At 69.8% G+C, this 18,134-nt stretch carries 21 protein-coding genes; 11 read left to right on the forward strand and 10 right to left on the reverse strand.

Features of this window, described 5'->3' with window-relative positions; translation table 11 throughout:
• Window positions 1–39: 39 nt before the first annotated feature.
• The gene (locus AB5L97_RS17760) at window positions 40–540 is read right to left on the reverse strand and encodes a DUF3830 family protein (protein ID WP_369045669.1); all 501 of its coding nucleotides are present in this window, start codon (window positions 538–540) and stop codon (window positions 40–42) included.
• Window positions 541–647: 107 nt separating this feature from the next.
• Here AB5L97_RS17760 and AB5L97_RS17765 point away from each other — a divergent pair, with 107 nt between their 5' ends.
• Window positions 648–1,361: a maleate cis-trans isomerase family protein gene (locus tag AB5L97_RS17765; RefSeq protein ID WP_369045670.1), complete on the forward strand. Its 714-nt coding sequence runs from the start codon at window positions 648–650 to the stop codon at window positions 1,359–1,361.
• A 65-nt stretch (window positions 1,362–1,426) separates the two neighbouring features.
• Here AB5L97_RS17765 and AB5L97_RS17770 read toward each other — a convergent pair whose 3' ends face one another.
• Window positions 1,427–2,182 (reverse strand): maleate cis-trans isomerase family protein, encoded by a 756-nt coding sequence (locus AB5L97_RS17770; RefSeq protein WP_369045671.1) that lies wholly within the window; start codon window positions 2,180–2,182, stop codon window positions 1,427–1,429.
• Between the two features lie 59 nt (window positions 2,183–2,241).
• Here AB5L97_RS17770 and AB5L97_RS17775 point away from each other — a divergent pair, with 59 nt between their 5' ends.
• Together AB5L97_RS17775 and AB5L97_RS17780 are read left to right on the forward strand one after the other, a co-directional pair.
• Window positions 2,242–2,769: a RidA family protein gene (locus AB5L97_RS17775; RefSeq protein WP_369045672.1), complete on the forward strand. Its 528-nt coding sequence runs from the start codon at window positions 2,242–2,244 to the stop codon at window positions 2,767–2,769.
• Between the two features lie 143 nt (window positions 2,770–2,912).
• Window positions 2,913–3,983, forward strand: coding sequence for an alpha/beta hydrolase (locus AB5L97_RS17780; RefSeq protein WP_369045673.1), 1,071 nt, complete (start codon window positions 2,913–2,915; stop codon window positions 3,981–3,983).
• Window positions 3,984–4,055: 72 nt separating this feature from the next.
• Here the strand turns inward: AB5L97_RS17780 and AB5L97_RS17785 are convergent, their stop codons facing one another.
• A complete protein-coding gene (locus tag AB5L97_RS17785) occupies window positions 4,056–4,715 on the reverse strand; it encodes an NADPH-dependent F420 reductase (RefSeq protein WP_369045674.1) in 660 nt (219 codons plus the stop codon).
• A 148-nt stretch (window positions 4,716–4,863) separates the two neighbouring features.
• On the opposite strand from AB5L97_RS17785, the gene AB5L97_RS17790 reads away from it, so the two are divergent.
• Entirely contained in the window at window positions 4,864–5,412 is a 549-nt protein-coding gene (locus AB5L97_RS17790; protein WP_369045675.1) for a carboxymuconolactone decarboxylase family protein, read from the forward strand.
• A 26-nt stretch (window positions 5,413–5,438) separates the two neighbouring features.
• Window positions 5,439–5,720 carry a YciI family protein gene (locus AB5L97_RS17795; RefSeq protein WP_307956122.1) on the forward strand — a complete coding sequence of 94 codons (282 nt, stop codon included), beginning with the start codon at window positions 5,439–5,441 and terminating at the stop codon, window positions 5,718–5,720.
• Between the two features lie 22 nt (window positions 5,721–5,742).
• Here AB5L97_RS17795 and AB5L97_RS17800 read toward each other — a convergent pair whose 3' ends face one another.
• A complete protein-coding gene (locus AB5L97_RS17800; RefSeq protein ID WP_369045676.1) occupies window positions 5,743–6,285 on the reverse strand; it encodes a VOC family protein in 543 nt (180 codons plus the stop codon).
• A 113-nt stretch (window positions 6,286–6,398) separates the two neighbouring features.
• Here AB5L97_RS17800 and AB5L97_RS17805 point away from each other — a divergent pair, with 113 nt between their 5' ends.
• A complete protein-coding gene (locus AB5L97_RS17805) occupies window positions 6,399–7,178 on the forward strand; it encodes an AraC family transcriptional regulator (protein ID WP_369045677.1) in 780 nt (259 codons plus the stop codon).
• A gap of 116 nt (window positions 7,179–7,294) precedes the next feature.
• On the forward strand, window positions 7,295–8,092 hold the full coding sequence (locus tag AB5L97_RS17810) for a hypothetical protein (protein WP_369045678.1): 798 nt from the start codon (window positions 7,295–7,297) through the stop codon (window positions 8,090–8,092).
• Window positions 8,093–8,159: 67 nt separating this feature from the next.
• Here the strand turns inward: AB5L97_RS17810 and AB5L97_RS17815 are convergent, their stop codons facing one another.
• Together AB5L97_RS17815 and AB5L97_RS17820 are read right to left on the reverse strand one after the other, a co-directional pair.
• Entirely contained in the window at window positions 8,160–8,459 is a 300-nt protein-coding gene (locus tag AB5L97_RS17815; protein WP_369045679.1) for a DUF4193 domain-containing protein, read from the reverse strand.
• Between the two features lie 96 nt (window positions 8,460–8,555).
• Window positions 8,556–10,154 carry an AMP-binding protein gene (locus tag AB5L97_RS17820; protein WP_369045680.1) on the reverse strand — a complete coding sequence of 533 codons (1,599 nt, stop codon included), beginning with the start codon at window positions 10,152–10,154 and terminating at the stop codon, window positions 8,556–8,558.
• 362 nt (window positions 10,155–10,516) lie between these two features.
• Between AB5L97_RS17820 and AB5L97_RS17825 the strand changes: the two genes are divergently transcribed.
• Together AB5L97_RS17825 and AB5L97_RS17830 are read left to right on the forward strand one after the other, a co-directional pair.
• Entirely contained in the window at window positions 10,517–10,729 is a 213-nt protein-coding gene (locus AB5L97_RS17825) for a helix-turn-helix domain-containing protein (RefSeq protein WP_307956128.1), read from the forward strand.
• Entirely contained in the window at window positions 10,729–11,913 is a 1,185-nt protein-coding gene (locus AB5L97_RS17830) for a type II toxin-antitoxin system HipA family toxin (RefSeq protein ID WP_369045681.1), read from the forward strand. The genes AB5L97_RS17825 and AB5L97_RS17830 overlap by 1 nt, the downstream gene beginning before the upstream one ends.
• Before the next feature lie 180 nt (window positions 11,914–12,093).
• On the opposite strand, the gene AB5L97_RS17835 is transcribed toward AB5L97_RS17830, so the two are convergent.
• Window positions 12,094–13,038 (reverse strand): helix-turn-helix transcriptional regulator, encoded by a 945-nt coding sequence (locus AB5L97_RS17835; RefSeq protein WP_369045682.1) that lies wholly within the window; start codon window positions 13,036–13,038, stop codon window positions 12,094–12,096.
• 465 nt (window positions 13,039–13,503) lie between these two features.
• On the opposite strand from AB5L97_RS17835, the gene AB5L97_RS17840 reads away from it, so the two are divergent.
• Window positions 13,504–13,779: a hypothetical protein gene (locus tag AB5L97_RS17840; RefSeq protein WP_369045683.1), complete on the forward strand. Its 276-nt coding sequence runs from the start codon at window positions 13,504–13,506 to the stop codon at window positions 13,777–13,779.
• An 18-nt stretch (window positions 13,780–13,797) separates the two neighbouring features.
• Here AB5L97_RS17840 and AB5L97_RS17845 read toward each other — a convergent pair whose 3' ends face one another.
• The gene (locus AB5L97_RS17845) at window positions 13,798–15,018 is read right to left on the reverse strand and encodes a beta-ketoacyl-[acyl-carrier-protein] synthase family protein (RefSeq protein ID WP_369045684.1); all 1,221 of its coding nucleotides are present in this window, start codon (window positions 15,016–15,018) and stop codon (window positions 13,798–13,800) included.
• A gap of 83 nt (window positions 15,019–15,101) precedes the next feature.
• Between AB5L97_RS17845 and AB5L97_RS17850 the strand changes: the two genes are divergently transcribed.
• The gene (locus AB5L97_RS17850) at window positions 15,102–15,746 is read left to right on the forward strand and encodes a TetR/AcrR family transcriptional regulator C-terminal domain-containing protein (protein ID WP_369045685.1); all 645 of its coding nucleotides are present in this window, start codon (window positions 15,102–15,104) and stop codon (window positions 15,744–15,746) included.
• 68 nt (window positions 15,747–15,814) lie between these two features.
• Here the strand turns inward: AB5L97_RS17850 and AB5L97_RS17855 are convergent, their stop codons facing one another.
• Entirely contained in the window at window positions 15,815–17,410 is a 1,596-nt protein-coding gene (locus AB5L97_RS17855; protein ID WP_369045686.1) for a 4-hydroxyphenylacetate 3-hydroxylase family protein, read from the reverse strand.
• An 89-nt stretch (window positions 17,411–17,499) separates the two neighbouring features.
• Entirely contained in the window at window positions 17,500–18,057 is a 558-nt protein-coding gene (locus AB5L97_RS17860) for a flavin reductase family protein (protein ID WP_369045687.1), read from the reverse strand.
• Window positions 18,058–18,134 lie beyond the last annotated feature (77 nt).

Here is an 18,134-nt window from a genome sequence, read left to right on the forward strand (position 1 = left end):
GCGAGGCCGGCGACTGCCAGCCCCGCCCCTCGCGTGCTGTCACTCGGCCGCACGGTCCAGGATGAGCCGCTCCCCGCGGGCGCCGCCCATCCAGATGTCCTGGCTGGCGGCCGCGAGTTCATCGAGGCCCTCCACGATCGTCGCGAACACGTTTCCGGGGACCCACCCGACGTCGCCGTTGAGGAGCAGGTTGTTGCGGCCGTAGAAGTAGGCAAGATCAATGAGGAGTCGGTTCTCGACTGTTCCTGCAGACTCCTCGTAGCCGTACGCAGGATTGTTGAGCACGCCCTCGAACGTGAAGTAGCAGAGGTCGCCGGGGATCGGCGTGACGGTCTGGTTCTCCGGGCCGGGCTCTTGCTCAGCGAAGGCGGGCACGAGGGTGTAGACCTCGTTCCGCGCGTACTTGCCGTGGAAGACCTGCCCTGCCGCCGGGAGAGCCTGCCAGACCGCCTCCGCTGTGCGGGGCGCCTCCTCGTCCAGAAGCAAGGCGCGGGCTGTGACGCCGCGCTTCTCAAGAGTGACAGTGATATATCGGGCCATCGGTTTCCTCCTCATCGTCCGGGCGCTCCCGCGCACGGAGTGTGATTGTCTACAATCCAACTGTAGACTTTCTTCTGTTACCTGCACCACTCCCTGAAAGGCCATCCATGAGCACCGTCGCCATCCTGTACCCGGGGCACAGCGCCGAGGACGAGTTCAAGCAGCTCGAGACCCTGATCCCGGATGCCCGGTTCCCCGTCATCCACACCTGGGAGGGCAGCACCGATCACGACGTCGATGCCCTCCTCAAGCTCGGATCACCGGAGCTCCTGACGCCCCCTGCCGCCGAGGCACGCTCCCTGGGCGCCGACTCCGCGATATGGGCCTGCACCTCCGGCAGCTTCGTCTACGGCTGGGAGGGCTGCCATGAGCAAGCCGAATGGATCCGCTCCGCGAGCGGCGCGCCGTCGTCGTCGACCTCGCTCGCCTTCGCCGCTGCCGTCCACGAGCTGGGAGCCACCAGGGTCTCCATCGCGGCGACCTATCCCGCGGACGTCGCCTCGCACTTCGTGAAGTTCCTTGAGCACGATGGCATCACGGTCACGGCCCTCTCCACCTACGGCGTGCCCAGCGGCGAGGACGCGGGCCTCCTCGGCCCGGAATGGGTGCTCGACACCGCACGCGCAGCCGACATCACGGGCGCCGAGTGCCTGCTCGTTCCCGACACGGCACTCCACACCCTCGCCGTGCTGCCCGAGCTCGAGGACGCCCTCGGCATCCCCGTGCTCACGGCCAACCAGGTAACGGCATGGCAGGGGCTCAAGCTCGCCGGGCACCCGACAACCAGCGACGGGCTGGGGGCGCTGTTCCGAGGGCGCTGACCCCTCCCTCACCACTGTGAAGGCCGGGCTCCCCGTGGGGACCCCGGCGTTGGCCGTCGGGGACGTCAGCCCACGGGAGCCCGGCTCGCCTCGGCCAGTCTGTCGCCCCCGGGAAGCGGGAGTCCGAGCCGACGGAGGCCAGCCCAGGCGGTGACCTGGTTTGCCGTGAGGACCGGCTTCCCGAGCTCGCGCTCGAGCGGCGCGATGATGTCGAACGTCGGCAGGTTCGTGCAGGCCACGAACACCGCCTCGGCCTCGTCCGAGTCGGCGTCCCGCACGAGGTCGGCAGTCACGCGGTAGGGCACGTGCCAGATGAGGCGGTCCAGCCCGAGGCCGACGCAGCCCGTCACCGTCCGCCCGCTCTCGGCCAGGAAGTCCTCGAGCCGCGCTGTGAGTTCGGGAATGTACGGTGTTGCGATCGCCAGTCTTCCGACGCCGAGGAGGTCCAGGGCCTCGAGGAGGGCTTCCGACGTCGTCACGGCCGGAGCGCTCACCTCGCGGCCGATAGCCTCCGAGATCCTCCGCGCCCCGGCCACCCGATTCACGAAGCTTCCCGAGGTGCAGGCGTAGACGGCCGCCTCCGGGGAGACCGCCGCTAGGCACCGGGCGGTCGCGCGGATCTCGTCGTCGTCCCCGATGGCTGAGGCCATGGTCTCGTCCACGACGAGCGGATGGAACGGCGTCCTCGCGAAGGCGAGCGTGACGTCGTCGGGCATCCATCGCCAGAGCTCGCGGTCCAAAGCCATGTCGTAAGGGCTGACCACCCCGATGATGCGGGGGACGCCGGGGCCGTGGGGGTCGAAGTCTGTTGCGCTGATCACATCCCCATCTTCCCATACTGTCTGATCGTCAACAATAATCAGCCTAGAAGGGAGCTTCCATGACCAGCCATACAGATCTCAACCCATCCAACGCGCGCGCAGGCCTGGTCCGCAGCGATCATGACGCCTACGTCTCGACGCTTCCGCCAGCGCCCCGGCCCGCCGGTGACTACATCCCGGTCACGCGGGCCGGGAACCTGCTCTTCACCGCGGGCCACACCCACGCCGTGTGCGGCTCGCTCTCCGCGCGGGGCGCCATGGGCTCCGCTCGCGGCCCAGATCTCAAGACGGCGCGCGAGTGCGCGAGGCTCGCGGTGAGGAACTGCCTCGCCAGCCTCGCGCACTACCTCGGCGGCCTCAGGAACGTCGAGGGTGCCGTACAGATGACCGGCTACGTCACCGCGGCGCCCGACTTCGAGTTGCACCCGCGCGTGCTCGACGGCGCATCCGAAGAGCTGGTCCTTGCGTTCGGCGAGCAAGGACGCCCCGCGAGGGCCGCCGTCGGCGTGGCCAGCCTGCCGGACGGCGCGGTCGTCGAGATCAGTCTGGTCGTCGCGGTCGCGGGGCTCCCGGCGTCCGCCGGCTGAGTCCCGGCGGGGCCCGACGGAAGACGAGGCGCGGCACCGCCGAGGAAGGCCAGCCGCTGCACCATGGTCGTGGCGGTCGCGGCGCTCGATGTTGAGCCCAAAGGCCCATAGTCCGGCCCCGAATTCCGGCGGTAAAGTGTGCCATGGCAACCATCCGGGTGCACGCACCGACGTTGAGCCCCGCGCTGGGCGCGGCGGTCAGCACGGCCGTCAGGAGGGGAGCACTGGAGGCCGCGGGCGCCGGGGTTCGGGCCAGCATGCTGGTCACTCCGCGTCTCGCTGCGTTCCTCATCCGGGAGACGTTCCGCAGGTCTGGCCTGCGCACGGCGGCGTCGCTCATGCGGCACGCACCGGTCGGCGTCGAAGCCCTCAGGGACCTCCGGTACGGACCGGAGCCGGACATGCTGCTCGACGTGTTCCGCCCGGCCGACGGCGACGGACCCCATCCGCTGCTCCTGTGGGTCCACGGCGGCGGCTTCGTGGGTGGCTCCAAGGACGAGCTCGCGGGCTACTTCCAGATGATCGCCTCGCACGGCTACACAGTCGCGGCCCCCCGGTACGCGCTCGCACCGAAGTACCGCTACCCGGTGCCGGTCCGCCAGGTCATGCGGGCCCTCGACTTCCTGCAGGCCGAGAGGACCAGCTTCCACCTTGATCCCGATCGGATCATCCTCGCGGGCAATTCCGCAGGAGCCCACATCGCGGCGCAGATCGGCACCCTCGCCACGACCCCGGGATACGCCGGCCTCGTGGGGATCCCGCCCACGATCGCGGCCGAGCAGGTCAGGGGCCTGGTGCTGGCCTGCGGCACCTTCGACCTCTCCCTGACGCTCGGCGTGAGCGGCCTCGCCGAGTCGATCCTGGTCCGGGCGGCGGGGTGGTCTTATTCAGGACGGCGCAACTTCAACCGGGACATCACCTTCGCCGCGTGGTCGATCCCGGACTTCCTCACTCCGGCGTTCCCGCCGACGCTTCTCACCGTGGGCAACGCGGACCCGCTGCGCGCCCACACGGAGCGGCTCCACGAAGCGATGCGTGCCGCGGGCCTCGAGCCCGAGACCGTGTTCTGGCCCGACCACGTTCCGGCACTCGACCATGAGTACCAGTTCAACCTCGACACCGAGCCAGCCCAGGTCTTCCGCAGCAGGCTCCTCGAATTCCTCGCGGCGAAGACGGGAGCCGACGGGGCGGGATACGCGAGCCCCGGCCGCTGAGGGCCGCCTCTCGAGGGCCGCCTCTCCCCGCCGAACCCGGCGTGAGCGCAGCCCAGGGCCCGACCACGCGAGTCAGGCCGAGGCGGCCGCCCCCACGCACGCGCGCCCGAGCGCCTCACCCAGCCGCGCGGCGTCGTGCGCCCCGGCGAAGACCGCCGTGCCCGGCTCGAAGGCGCGCCCGGCCGCGAGAGGCCCTGCGTCGACCGCGTCATAGCCGAGCGATTCGATGAAGGCGAGCACGACGGCGCGGGCTTCTTCATCGTCACCGGCCGCGGCGAGCGCGCGGCGGTCCCCGGCGCCGGCGGGGCGCCCATCCGACTCGAGTTCGTGGTACCCGATGTGGTTGAGCGTCTTGACAACGTGCGCGGCCGCGAGGAAGTCCTGGACCACCTCGGATGTGCCGCGGCCAGCGTGCATCTCGGGCATCGCGCCGTCGGTGGGCTCCCAGTAGTTCATGGCATCGATGACCACACGGTCGGCGAGCGCGGCGGGATCGAGCGAGCGGAACTTGTGCAGCGGGAGGGCGAGGACCACGAGGTCCGATGCGGCGGCCTCGGCGGCCGTGACCGCGACTGCGCCCGGGGTGATGATCTCGACGATCAGCGCGATGTCCTCGACGGGCTTGGCCGTGGCGATCCGGACCTCGTACCCCGCCTTGACGGCCTCGCGGGCCACGGCCGTCCCGACCCGGCCCGCCCCGAGAATGCCGACGCTCCTGATGCGGTGCTTCATCCAGCTCTCCCTGAAGTTGATTCGTCAACTACTCTATCGGAATCTTCAACGCGGGAGGGTCGCGTGGCATTCCGGGCAGGCCAGGTGCCGAGCCGTGCGAGGCCCTCGGGCCCTCCCCAATCACCGCGCGGCATGGAATGCTGGCCCCATGCCGCGCATTCCAGAGCACACCCGCGAAGACCTCCCCGCCGAAGCCCAGGACGGCGTTAACCAGATCGCCGGAGGCGTGGGCCGCCTGAGCCACATGCTGGGCGAGCTCGCCGACAATCAGGCCATCTTCGAGATCTACCTCGGCAAGACCAAGGCCCTCAAGGACCACGGCACGTTCGACGCGAAGACCCGTGAGGCGATCGCGCTCGCGATGGCCAACGAGAACAACTGCGAGTATTGCGAAGCCTCCCATACCCGCACCGCCCGTCGCGCCGGATGGACCGACGAGGAGATGCTTGCGATCCGCGCCGGGAAGGTCACATGGGACCCGAAGACCGCGGCCATGACGGCGCTCGTCCGCAGCGCGTCGTCGAACACGGGAGACGTTCCCGACGACGTGTGGCAGGCGGCCCTCGACGCCGGATGGACGGAGCAGGACCTCGTCGAGGCCTTCGCCCACATCATGGGCAACATCTTCAACAACTACTTCAACCGCTACGCGCGCACCGAGTTCGACTTCCCCGCCGCACCGGCGCTGCCGGAGTAGGGCTCCCGGGAGGCTATGATCCGGGCATGGAATGCGTAGTCCTCTACAGCATGCGACAGGGCGCGGAGCGCGCCCAGGTCCTCGAGGTGTATCCGCGGCACAAGGCCTACTACGAGGCGTTCAAGGCCGACGGCGGCGGGCTCGTTGCGCTCGGGCCCTTCCCGCCCAACCCGGTCGCCGGCTCGATGGGCCTGTTCACGAATCGCGAGGATGCGGAGCGCTTCGTGGCGTCCGACCCCTTTGTGACCGAGGGCCTCGCAGAGGCCCACGTCCTCGACTGGGACCCGGTGCGGTTTCCCGAAGCCTGAGCGGCGCTGAACCACCACGGCGTCAGCCGCCCATCGAGGCGGCCCATGCGTCGATGCGGGCCTTGACCTCCTCGTCGGAGAGATCCTCGACGCGGGTCATCACCGACCACCGGATGCCGAACGGATCCCTGATGCTCGCGTAGCGGTCCCCTGAGACGAAGTTCGTCGCGGGCTCGCGCACCGTGGCCCCCGCGGCGACGGCTCGCTCGACGGCGGCATCGACGTCCGGCACGTACACCGCGAGCGAGAGGCAATCGTCCTCTCCCGCGGGCGGGAGCACGAGGTGGTACTGCGGGTTCGAGTCGCCGAGCTCGAGCCGACCGGTGCCGAAGTCGAGGACGGCATGCGCAACGATCGGCGTGCCAGCCGGCCCGGGGAAGTCCGTGCGGGACAGGAGCCGCGCCCCGAACACGGTCCCGTAGAAGCGGATCGCTGCGTCTGCCCCGTCCACCACGATGAAGGGCGTCAGGGAGGTCGAGCCGCGCGGCATGCCGTTGACAGTGTGCTCGCCGTTCGCTGGCTGGGTGAGGTGCTGGCCGGTCGCGGTCTGGGTCTCTTCGCTCATGTCCGCCACGCTAGCCCGCCGCCGTCCGCAGCTCTTGAACATTCGCGCCAATCCCTCCCGGGCCCTTCCCGCCAGGCGGCCGTTCCGCCTCAGCACCGCCTAGGCTGACCTCTGTGAAGCCGACATCCCGCGGCGAGCTGACCCCGGATCCGCGCTCGCCGATCACGAGGATCGCCCCGCCGGACTGGGCCGACCACGCCGTGCAGCACATCTGGATCGTCGAGTGGGACCTCCCGCGCGGCGTTGCCCTGCGCCAGACCGCCCTGAGCTACCCGGCGCTCAACATGGTCGCCCAGCCCGGCAGGCTCGCCGTCTACGGACCCACGACGGCGGTCTCTTTCCGGACGCTCGAGGGCCGCGGTTGGGGCGTGGGTGCCCTGCTCAGACCGGCGGCCACGCCACTCTTCACCGATCGTCCTGCGGAGTTCGCGAACTCCGAGCGCGAGATCGACGCGCCTGCGCTGCACGCCGCCGTCACGCGTTCCATGGACTCGCCCGAGCGGGCGGCGACCCGGCACGCCGAGGCGAGCGACGCCGTCGTGCGCTGGATCGTGGAACGGATGCCAGCCGCCGATCCGAGGGGGCTCGAGGCGAACCGCATGGCCGAGCTCGCCGACTCGGAGCCCGGGCTGCTGCGGGTGCCGGACCTCGCGGCCGCGATGGGCGCGTCCGTGCGCACCCTCGAGCGGCTCGCAGCCGACTACTTCGGCCCGACACCGGCCGCGATCATGCGGCGCCGGCGGATCCAGATGGCAGCCGAACGGCTGCGCGCCGAGCCGCAGGCGCCGCTCGCCGATCTGGCAATGGAGCTCGGCTACGCCGACCAGCCGCACCTCACGCGGGACTTCCGTGCCGTGCTCGGCATGACGCCGCGCGAGTACGCGGGCCGCTGAGAAGCGGCCGCACGCCGCACACCGAAGGTGCGGCAGGATCGCAGTTCCCGCTCCGGTGCCCCGTTCCCAGCTTCGGGAGTACAGTCGCCTCATCCAGCGTCCGGAAGGAGGCGGGCATGGCCGGATCCGTGCCTGAGCTCCCGCTTCCCGGTGCTCCCCTGCTGCTGGCCACCGAGGAGGTGCGCCTCCTGTGGTCGTTCGTGCACGGCGACATCATGAGCGCACCGATGCGGACTTGGCTGCGCGCCTCGCTCGGCTTCTGTCCCCGGCACACATGGGCGTACGCGGTCGTGGAGATCGAACTGTGGGAATCGGGGGTAGGCGCGCGCGGCGGCCACCAGCCCTTCGACGTGAGCGTGCTGTACGAGGACCTCTGCCGCGAGGCCGCGTCCCGGCTCGCCCGGGGACGCGCGTGGGGCCGGCGCCCCGACGCCGCGCTCCTGCCCTCCCGCCCGTGCTACCTGTGCACGCAGCTCGCCGCCCCCGCACGCGAGGGGCTCGCCATCGGCTACGCGAACTCGAACAGCGTGGCGCTTGCCGCCGAGGCGAACCTCGCGCGGCACACTCGGCATTGGTGCTCGGCCACGCTGGACACGTGGGAGCCGCTCGCGTGCCCGGCGTGCCTTGGACGGTTGGCGGGCGCGGACGACGGCGCGTGGCTGTGCCGCCTGCACCTCGCCGAAGCGCTCCGCGCGGGCCGCGCCGACGACGCCGACCCTGCCGCACGCCTCGCCGCCGCGGCACGTCGGCTCAACCGACTAGCAGACCGGCTCGGCGCCTTCGCCGAGTCGATGACGGCCGCCGGGCCACCCGCCGACGCCGAGGTCGAGACGAGCTGGATCGCAGCGCTCGGGTTCTTCGCGGGCTGGCGATTCCCGGCGTACCTGGCGGGAGCTGCGGTGGGCGAGGGCTGAGGAGGCCCGCGACGAATCGTGTGTCGCTCGAGTGGCCACGCCCGGCAGCTCACCACATCGATTCAGCTCATCCTTCGCAATCGGTGCAGTATGTCTCACCATGACGCTCGAGGGCCTTCTGGCTGCGGTGGCGCACGAGGAAGCAGGAAGCGCACACAAACTCGTTCTCCTGAACGGGCACGACCTGGATTGTCAGCTCCAAACCTGACAGATCGGCCCCGGGGAGGTCTATGCCCTCGGCCGTGTCGTTGTCGTCGAGCTCGAGGACGGCAGCCCTGGCCGCATCTCTGCCGGCCGGCTTGAGCACCTCCAGCGACTCTTCTTGTTCCTCTTCCCGATTCCTGGGCTGGTCATAGTCAACTGCCATTGCTCTGGGCCTCCTTCACTAAGGTGAGCGCCCGATCCTACAGCTCCCCCCGGCAGAGGTGGAAACGGGCCGACCACGAAGGAGCCGCCCGCCTCCTTACCCCCGGGCCGCCGCGCGGAGCTCCCGGCGCAGGATCTTGCCGGAGGAGGACTTGGGGATCGCGTCGATGAACTCGACCACCCGGACCTTCTTGAAGGGCGCCACGCGCTCGGCCACGAACGCCATGACGTCCTCCGCCGCCAAAGAGGCCCCAGCCTGAGTGACGACGAACGCCTTCGGTACCTCCTCGCCGTCGTCCGCCTTCACCCCGATCACGGCGGCATCCGCGATCTGCGGATGCGTGAGCAACAGGGCCTCGAGCTCCGCGGGGGCGATCTGGTAGCCCTTGTACTTGATGAGCTCCTTGAGCCGATCGACGATCGTCACGACGCCTTCCGCGGTCACGGTCGCGATGTCACCGGTGCGGAGGAAGCCGTCCGGATCGATGGTCGCCGCCGTGGCGTCTGGCCGGTTGAGGTAGCCGATCATGTTCTGCGGACCCCTGACGAGAAGCTGGCCCGGGGCGCTCGCCCCTTCGGCGGGCAGCGGGATCTCCTCGTCGGTGGCCGGGTCCAGGATCTTGCACTCGGTGTTGGGGAGGGTGAACCCCACCGAGCTCACGGGGAGGCGGCCTGCCTCCGCCAGGGGCATGATGTGCGACGCGGGGCTCATCTCGGTCATACCGTAGCCCTGCATCATGACGCATCCGAGGCGGGCAGCGACCGCCGCGCCGAGGTCAGCATCCAGTGGCGCCGCACCAGAGAACGTCACGCGCACGCTCGAGAGGTCGTACTGGTCCACGAGCGGGTGTTTCGCCAGGGCCACCGCGATGGGCGGGGCGATGAACAGATAGGTGCAGCGATGTTCCTGCGTGATGCGCAGGAACTCGGCCAGATCGAACTTGGGCATCGTCACGAGCCGGGCGCGGTTGAGAAAAGCCGCGTTGACCAGCATCGTCAGGCCGTAGATGTGGAAGAACGGCAGTACGGCCAGGAGCGTGTCCTCTTCCGTGACCCCGAGCAGCGGACGGCCTTGTGCCACGTTCGCCACGAGGTTGTAGTGGCTGAGCATGACGCCCTTCGGCGTGCCGGACGTCCCGGACGAGTACGGCAGTACGGCCACCGCGTGCGGATCGACCTGCACGTCCGGCGCGGGCAGCCCGGCGGCCAGCGCCTCCACCAGCGCGGGGTGGGCGGCCCCGGACGGCGAGGGGCCGCCGTCGAGCACCACGATCCGCTCCGGCGGGATCCCCGCCGCAGCGGCGGCCGGCTCCGCCCGATCCAGGAAGGGCGAGATGGTGAACAGCCAGGAGGCGCTGGCATCGATGAGCTGCTTGGCGATCTCCTCGCCCGTGTAGAGGGAGTTGACGGTCGTGACGACGGCGCCGGCTCGCAGGATCCCGTGGAAGACGACGGGGAACGCCGGCACGTTGGGGCACAGGATCGCGAGCGTCACGCCGGGGCCGACTCCCTGCCCCGCGAGCCAGCCCGCGAGGGCATTGATGCGCCCGATGAGCTCGCGGTAGGTGGTGGTGGCCCCGCTCACGCCGTCCACGATCGCCACCCGGTTCAGATCCTCCTCGGCGATCCCGCCGAACAGGCACTCATAGAGAGTGGACTCGGGGATCTCGACATCGGGGTATGGGCTCGTGAACATGCGGGGTCTCCTTCGAATCTGCGCGCACGACGACGGGGACGCACCGTTGTGAGCCATGGTCCGGTAGGCGCGGGGCGGGGGCAAGGGGTCCAGCCGATTGTTACCTGCCGGTAATCGAGGGCAGGGGCCCTCATGAGCACGCACCGGCGACCGCCAACCGATGCGCCGAGTAGCACTGGCCGATTGAGTCTGCCCAAGCGACCCGCAGAATCCTGCCGTTCTTGGCCAGCGGCGGTCCCGATGGGCATCGCAACCTGCGAATCGGCAGAATCTTGCCGAATTGCGCGAAAACGCCGGACAATGGTGCCAAAGGACTACCCAATCGGCAGGATTCTGCCGTTCTGAAAGCACAGGGAGATCGCGTGGACAACTCGGCGGGGGCAGCGGTGCGGGCCACGGGTGCGGCCATCCGCACCGCGCGCAAGGAGGCCGGCATCACGCAGACAACCCTTGCGGAGCTCGCTGGCCTCTCGGAGCGCACCGTCCGGGACATCGAGGGCGGCTCACCGAGCCCGAGCATCGGGTCCGTCGCCGCGGCCGCCGCGGCCGTGGGACTCACGCTGGGGGCCAGCTGATGTCGCACGACTTCTCGGCCCTGCGCTTCGTCACCGAGGCCGACGTCTACAAGGGCGGGACCCTCGCCGGTCGACTCTGGCGCGACGAGAGGGCCAGGATCCATTTCGCGTATCGCGAGGAGTACATCGGCTCAGGCGGACGGCCCGTGGCGCGCACCCTCCCCGTAGGACCCGAGGCGGTGGGGCCTCTCCACGGGCTGCCGGCGTTCTTCGCGGGCCTCCTCCCGGAGGGCCACCGGCTGACGGTGCTGCGCTCGGCAGCCAAGACGAGCCTCGACGACGAGCTCACCCTCCTGCTCGCCGTCGGCTCCGAAGTGCCGGGCGACGTACAGGTGGTGCCGGCGCGAACCCTCCCCGCCGAGCCGCAGCCGCTCGCCGACCTCGACCACGAGGCGGTCGACTTCTCGACCCTCGCCGACGCGCTCGACTTGCACGGCCTGCCCGGAGTGCAGGACAAGGTCAGCGCCTCGATGCTCTCCGCGCCCGTCGCCTCGGCCGGGCACCGCTGGATCCTCAAGCTCGATCCGCCCGACACCCCACACCTCGTGCTCAATGAGGCGCTCCATCTGGCCGCAGCACGCGGGCTGAGGGTCCCGGTGGCGTCCGCCCACGTGGTCCGCGACACCCACGGAGCGCCAGGGCTTCTCGTCTCCCGCTTCGATCGGGTGAAGGACGACGGCGCGTGGCGTCGTCTCGAGCTCGAAGACGGGGCACAGCTCCTGGGTGTCCTGCCGGCCGCGAAGTACTCGGTCGCCGCGGAGGAGCTCGTCGCTGGAGTGGCCAGCGTGTGCCGAGCCCCGGCGGTTGCCGTGAGGAACCTCTATCTCCAGTTCCTCTTCGCGTGGCTCACGGGCAACGGCGACCTGCACGCGAAGAACGTGGCGGTCCTGACCGACGGGCGCGGGCACGCGGCCGTGGCCCCGATGTTCGATCTCCCGAGCACCGTTCTCTATGGCGACATGACGATGGCGCTGCCGATCGCGGGCCGCACGAGAGGGATCCGGGAGCGGCACTGGGCCGAGTTCGCCGACGCGGTCGGCCTGCCCGCCAAGGCCGCCGCATCCGCGCGGACCCTCGCGCTCGGGGCCGCCGCGCGCGCGGATCTGAGCGAGCTGCCGTTCGCGGGCTCGCCCCTCAACCGGGCGCTCCGGGAGCTCCGGCAGCGGCGGTCCGAGCTCGAGTGAACGCACCGGGCTCCGCCAGAGACCCCGCATCGCCCCGCCAGAGACCCCACATTGCTCCGCCAGAGACCCCACAACGGCCTGCCAGAGACCCCACAACGGCCTGCCAGAGACCCCGCAACGCCGGGGGGACACCTTGTCGCGGGCAGGGATCGCGGGCAGGGATCGCGGGCGGGCGCGCTGCTACGCCCCTGCTGCCGTCAGCCTCTCCGCGAGCTCGCGCATGGCCTCGCGCAGCTCGGGCGGCTCGATCACCGTCACAGGCCAGCCGAGTCGCACCACGTGGTAGGCGACGTAGTCGAGATTGTCGGCACCTGCCGTGAGGATCGAGGCCTCGCCGTCGGGCTCCACGACCGCCATCGTCGGGGGGACGCGCTCGGCGACCTGGTGGGCCGGAGCATGGATGCGGACCTTTGCAACGAACTGGTAGGGCGCTTGGGTGATGGAGGACTGGACGTATTCGACGGCGTCCGGGGCGTCCCGCGGCTTGAACCGCCACCCGGTGCCCCGGGCGGCCACCATCCGGTCGAGTCGGAACGTGCGCCAGTCCTCGCGGTCGAGGTCCCAGGCCATGAGGTACCAGCGCCGTGCTGCAGCCACGAGCCGGTAGGGCTCCACCCGCCGTTCGGAGCGCTCTCCGCCGGGCTTGGTGTAGTCGAACGTTGCCCGCTCGGGGGTTCGGATGGCGCGGGCGAGGGCCACGAGGATGTCGGCGTCGACCGGGGTGACCGGACCGTCAAGGCTCACGGTCGCGTCGATGACGCCTTTGACCTCGCTGCGCAGGCGCGCGGGCAGCACCTGGTCGAGCTTGGCGAGTGAGCGGACGGCCGCCTCGCCCAGCCCCGTGACCGTGCCGCCGGCGGCGAGGCGCAGGCTGACGGCGACGGCAACCGCCTCCTCGTCGTCGAGCAGGAGCGGTGGAAGCGCCTTGCCTGCACCCAGCTGGTACCCGCCACCCGTGCCGTGCTCGGCGCGCACGGGGTAGCCGAGCTCGCGCAGGCGCTCGACGTCGCGGCGGATGCTGCGCGTCGTCACTCCAAGCCGCTCGGCCAGCTCCGCACCCGTCCACACCGGGCGCGACTGCAGCAGGTTGAGGAGGCTCAGCACGCGCTGGGTTGTGTCGTTCACCCCTCCATCATGACTCAGGATTGCGGACAGGTCCTGTCCGCAGGAACGGATCTTCGGACACTACTCTTGCGCCCACGAAAGTCGCGATATATCTTGATTTTCAAACACGATATATCGCGTCTAGACAGAGGACCGATCCTGTCCTAGCGGAAGACGAGACTGGATCTGGGACAGCAGAACGAAAGGTTGAAGGCCATGGCATCACGTGGGGTTGCGCGCCGGGTAGACCGCGAGCGCACCACAACTGCACGCACCAGCACAGCACGCTCCAGCACCGCCCTAACCAGCACAGGGGGAATCCACCCAGGACACGCGCCTGCGCTGCTGGCCGGCGCGGTGCTGCCCGGGGCCGAACACGCGGCGGCGGGAAACCTCGAGCACAAGGGACGGCACACGATGAGCACCGCCGCCGCAACAGCAACAGTGCGTGCATCTGCACGTGGACCCATAAGGGCGGACGTCCCTGTGCCCAGGCTGACGGGGGCCCAGCTCGACGCGTTCGAGGAACGCGTCGAGCGCGAAGTGAGCGCCATCGAGGCCGCGCGCGCCGATGAGGCCGCGTCTTACGGCGCCGTGCCTCGCGGCGCAGTGTCTCGAGGACCCGAGGCGAGCTGGCTGCGGCGGGCGGCGGGCGCCGTCGTGCGCGGATGGCGCTCTGCCGCCGAACGGGAAGCTGGCCTCGACGCCGAGCGGGACGAGGTGCGCCGCCGGCTCCTCATGGACCAGTCGCGCCTCTGGTGACCCTGCGGGAAGCCCGCGCTACGGACGCGTGAGCAGGAGGCTCACGTTGTGGCCGCCGAATCCGAACGAATTGGAGACTGCGGCTTCGACGCGGGCCTGACGCGGGGCATCGGTCACGACATCGAGGTCGATCGCCGGGTCGAGCTTCTCGAGGTTGCGGGTCGCGGGAATGACGCCCGACTCGAGCGTGAGCGCGGTCAGGATCGCCTCGACGGCGCCCGCCGCTCCGACGAGGTGGCCGAGGGCGCCCTTGGGCGCCGTCACGGCCACGTGCTCGCCGAGGGCCTCGCGGACGGCGAGCGCCTCGCTCACGTCGCCCACCGTGGTCGCCGTGGCATGGGCGTTGACGTGCTGGACGTCCGCGGCCGCCAGTCCGGCCTTCGCGAGGGCCTTGCGGATGGCCTTGATCTGGCCGACCCCCTCCGGGTCCGTTCCGGTGATGTGGAACGCGTCCGCCGTGACGCCGTAGCCGGCGAGGACCGCACGGATCCTCGCTCCGCGCGCGCGGGCGTGGTCGGCCCGCTCGAGGATGACGATGCCGGCGCCCTCGCCGAGGACAAATCCAGTCCGGTTCACGTCGAACGGGCGGGAGGCGGCCTCCGGGTTCCCCGGATCCTTCGAGAGGGCACCGATCTGGGCGAACCCGGCGATCGTCAGGGGCGTGATGGCGGCCTCGGCGCCGCCGGCGATCACGATATCCGCCTCCCCGCACTCGATGAGCCGTGCAGCCTGGACAAGCGCCTCGGCGCCCGAGGCGCAAGCGGACGTGGGCGCGCACGCCGCCGCCCGGGCCCCGAACTCGATGCTCACCTGGGCTGCGGCCGCGTTGGCCATGAGCATGGGAACTGTGCGCGGGGAGACGCGGCGCGGGCCGGAGCGCTCGAGGACGTCATCCTGGCCGAGGAGCGTCAGGACGCCGCCGATGCCCGTCCCGATCACGACGGCGAGCCGGTCGCCGTCGACATCCGGCGACCCGGCGTCGGCCCACGCCTCGCGAGCCGCGATCACCGCGGCCTGTTGGCTGCGGTCGAGGCGACGGGCCTGAACCGGGGGCATGGCGGACTCGGGCTCGACCGCGAGGGTCGCCGCGATGTGCACGGGCAGAGCGTCGAACCCCTCGCCGCGGAGCGATCGCACGCCCGAGCGCAGCGCAAGCATGCCGTCCCAGAGTTCCGGGACGGTGCCCCCGAGGGGCGTCGTCGCACCCATTCCCGTGATGACGACCGCTGTCTGGGCCACAGTTCCTCCGATCAGACCAAGGACCCGACCGCATTTGTATGCGATACAAGAAGAACTCAGTTTGTACAGCATACAATTCCTCCATGCGCACCGTCGAGACCGAGCCCCGCACTGAGCAGTCGAGCGACACAAACGGAGCACGGGTGCGCCGCCTCTTCCCGACGAAGCGCCGCGGCGCCCGTACCCGGAACCGCATCATCGACGCTGCCGCCGCGCTGTTTGCGGCGCGCCCATCGGACAAGGTCACAGTGAGCGAGATCGCGGCCGCCGCGGGGGTGTTCCCGAACCAGATCACCTACCACTTCGGGTCCAAGGACTCGCTGTTCATCCACTCGGCGTTTGCACTGCTCCTGCGGGATGCGGGCAGGATCGAGGGCGTGGGGATGCGGCTTTCCACGGCCGAGGCGTTCCGACGGGCCGTCGCCAGGACCGTGCTCGTGACGCCGTCCCTCCCCGTGGTCATCAGCGCGCTCGCGCTCGCTCGGGCCAAACCGGCGCTCGGGCCCGTGGTCAAAGGCCACCTGAGCCTGCTGTTCCGCATGTCCGAGCGTCACCTCGAGAACGTCCTCGGTCTGCGCGGTTGGCGGATCGACCGGAGTTCGCGTCAGGAGGTCAAGACGTTCTGGGCCGCCGCGTTCGGCGCCATCCTCATCGCAGAGTCCGGGTACCCCGGCACACACGCCGACCTCGACCTCGCGGGAACACTCACCATCCGCGAGCGCGGGTGAGCGCGGACAGGGCGACAAGACAGAACGTGGCCCCCGGAGTCCGGGGGCCACGTTCTGGATGGCGGGCGTCAGCGACGGTTGAGGAAGATGCTCACGTCGTCGTTGTTGATGAGGTCCGGCACGGTCCAGCCGTCGAGGTCGTACTCGGCAAGGCATGCATCGGCCAGCCCCTTCATGGCGGCAGTGGTGCCGTTGGCCTCGGCGACCATGAGGGTCTCGAGCTTGACCCCCTCGTGGTTGCCGGCGTAGTTGCGCTCGTAGAGCTCGTGCCGGCCTCCGAACTCGGTGCCGATCGCGTCCCACAGCAGCTTCATGAGCTTGACGCGGTCTACGGCCTGGACCCCCTCGGAGCCGCGGATGTACTTGTCGAGGTACGGGCGGATCTCCGGGGTCTTGAAATCGAGCGCGCTCGAGTTGAGGTAGATGAGCCCTGAGGCCACGTCCTGCTCGATGATCTCCTTGATCCGCGGGTAGCCGACCGACATGAAGACCCGATAGGCCATCGCGTAGTCGACCTTGGGCAGGACTGTCCCGTTGGGGCCCGCATCCGGGTTGAGCGCCATCCCGTCGGCGAGAGCGTAGAACATGTTGCGCCAGGCGATCACCTCGCCGGCGCGCGTCTGCACGCCGCGGAAGTCCTTGGTGCCCGTGATCTCGAGAGCCTTGAGCAGGAGTCCCGCGATGAAGTCGAGCTTCACCGCCAGGCGGATCACGCCCTGGAACGAGAAGCGGTTGAGGAAGCCCGTGGCCGGGGTGAAGTTGTTCATCTTGTCGATGTCGCCGTAGGAGAAGACGTTCTCCCATGGAACGAGCACGTTGTCGAACACGAACACGGCGTCGTTCTCGTCCAGCCTCGAGGAGTGCGGGTAGTCGAAGGGCGTGCCCATCACTGCGGCCTGATGGGAGTATGAGGCGCGCGAGATCAGCTTCACGCCGGGAGAGTCCATGGGGACGGTGCAGATGAGCGCGAACTCCTTGCGCTTGATCGGAAGCCCGTAGTGCGCGATGAAGTTGTACTGCGTGATCGCGGAGCCGGTCGCCACCACCTTGGCACCGGAGACGACGAGCCCCGCGTCGGTCTCCTTGTGGACCTTCATGAACACGTCCCCGGTTTCCTCCGGAGGAAGGTGGCGGTCTACCGGAGGGTTGACGATCGCGTGGTTCCAGTACAGGACCTTTTCCTGGGACTCCTTGTACCAGCGGTTGGCATTGTCCTGGTACGGCTCGTAATACTCGGGCATTCCGCCGAGGGTTCCGAGGAAGGAGCCCTTGTAGTCCGGCGAGCGGCCGAGCCAGCCGTAGGACATCCGCGCCCACGTCTCGATCGCGGTGCGCGAAGCCTTGAGGTCCTCGACGCTGCGGGCTGCCTTGAAGAAGGGGTGCGTGAGGCCCCCGGAGCCGGTGTCCGTGGGGACGAGCAGCTTGCCCGCCGTCTCGTCGTGGTGGAACCCGTCGTACAGGCGCGCGACCATGCGCACCGAGTTGCGGAAGGCGGGGTGGGTCGTGACGTCCTTGACGCGCTCGCCGTAGATCCACACCTCGCGGCCGTCCTGGAGGGAGGCGATGTACTCGTCGCCGGTCTGCGGCTTGAGGGGGTTGGCCGGCGTGGTGCGGGCGCTCATGTCCGGGATGGTGTTCGTGGGGTTCTCGAGGGTTTCGGTCATGGTGGAGCTTTCCTTTCGTGAGGTCGACGGCGGCGCTGCCGCGGCCTGGGGTGGGCGGGTGAGGCCTTGGGCTCGGTGGCGGTCCGGGGTCAGACGGCGGCGAACTGCGGAACGGACGTGAACTGGGTGAGGTGGCCGTCGCCGCAGAAATCCCATGGAGCCCCGCCGACAAGGCCGCCGAGGTGGTGGAACTTCCCTCCGAAGAACAACAGGGGGGCGCCCGGTGTGATCTCGAGGGCAACGACCTCGCCGACGACGATGAGGTGATCGCCGCCGTCGTACACGGCCCACGGACGGCACTCGAGGGTCGCCGCGTTGCCCGCGAGGACGGGGACGCCCGTGGCACTCGCACCCCACACCGGGCCGTCGGTCATCGGCTTGCCTGCGAAATGCAGGCACGTTGCCTGTTGCGCGGCGCTCATGATGTTGATCGCGAACGGCTGCCCCGACACGTAGGTCGACAGCTTGGATTCGCGCATGAGCGTGACCTGCGCGAGCGGCGGGTCGAGGGAAACGGAGGTGAAAGCGCTCACGGTGGCGCCATGGGCCTCGCCCTCGTCGTTGCGGGTCGTGACGACCGTGACGCCGGTGCCGAAGCGCCCGAACGCGTGCCGCAGATCGCGGGGATCAATGGAGGTAGTTGCCATGCCGTCGAGTGTTCAGGATCACAAGTGGTCTTGTGGTCCTATCGCCTGTCTGGTCCCCGAGGGTCAAAAACGCGTCC

The organism is Sinomonas sp. P10A9, from assembly GCF_041022165.1.
GTDB lineage: Bacteria > Actinomycetota > Actinomycetes > Actinomycetales > Micrococcaceae > Sinomonas > Sinomonas puerhi.

Coding starts and splice junctions, on each gene's coding strand:
- AB5L97_RS17760 (WP_369045669.1), bottom strand. CDS start 540: ATGGCCCGATATATCACTGTCACTCTTGAGAAGCGCGGCGTCACAGCC.
- AB5L97_RS17765 (WP_369045670.1), top strand. CDS start 648: ATGAGCACCGTCGCCATCCTGTACCCGGGGCACAGCGCCGAGGACGAG.
- AB5L97_RS17775 (WP_369045672.1), top strand. CDS start 2,242: ATGACCAGCCATACAGATCTCAACCCATCCAACGCGCGCGCAGGCCTG.
- AB5L97_RS17780 (WP_369045673.1), top strand. CDS start 2,913: ATGGCAACCATCCGGGTGCACGCACCGACGTTGAGCCCCGCGCTGGGC.
- AB5L97_RS17785 (WP_369045674.1), bottom strand. CDS start 4,715: ATGAAGCACCGCATCAGGAGCGTCGGCATTCTCGGGGCGGGCCGGGTC.
- AB5L97_RS17790 (WP_369045675.1), top strand. CDS start 4,864: ATGCCGCGCATTCCAGAGCACACCCGCGAAGACCTCCCCGCCGAAGCC.
- AB5L97_RS17795 (WP_307956122.1), top strand. CDS start 5,439: ATGGAATGCGTAGTCCTCTACAGCATGCGACAGGGCGCGGAGCGCGCC.
- AB5L97_RS17800 (WP_369045676.1), bottom strand. CDS start 6,285: ATGAGCGAAGAGACCCAGACCGCGACCGGCCAGCACCTCACCCAGCCA.
- AB5L97_RS17810 (WP_369045678.1), top strand. CDS start 7,295: ATGGCCGGATCCGTGCCTGAGCTCCCGCTTCCCGGTGCTCCCCTGCTG.
- AB5L97_RS17815 (WP_369045679.1), bottom strand. CDS start 8,459: ATGGCAGTTGACTATGACCAGCCCAGGAATCGGGAAGAGGAACAAGAA.
- AB5L97_RS17820 (WP_369045680.1), bottom strand. CDS start 10,154: ATGTTCACGAGCCCATACCCCGATGTCGAGATCCCCGAGTCCACTCTC.
- AB5L97_RS17830 (WP_369045681.1), top strand. CDS start 10,729: ATGTCGCACGACTTCTCGGCCCTGCGCTTCGTCACCGAGGCCGACGTC.
- AB5L97_RS17850 (WP_369045685.1), top strand. CDS start 15,102: ATGCGCACCGTCGAGACCGAGCCCCGCACTGAGCAGTCGAGCGACACA.
- AB5L97_RS17855 (WP_369045686.1), bottom strand. CDS start 17,410: ATGACCGAAACCCTCGAGAACCCCACGAACACCATCCCGGACATGAGC.
- AB5L97_RS17860 (WP_369045687.1), bottom strand. CDS start 18,057: ATGGCAACTACCTCCATTGATCCCCGCGATCTGCGGCACGCGTTCGGG.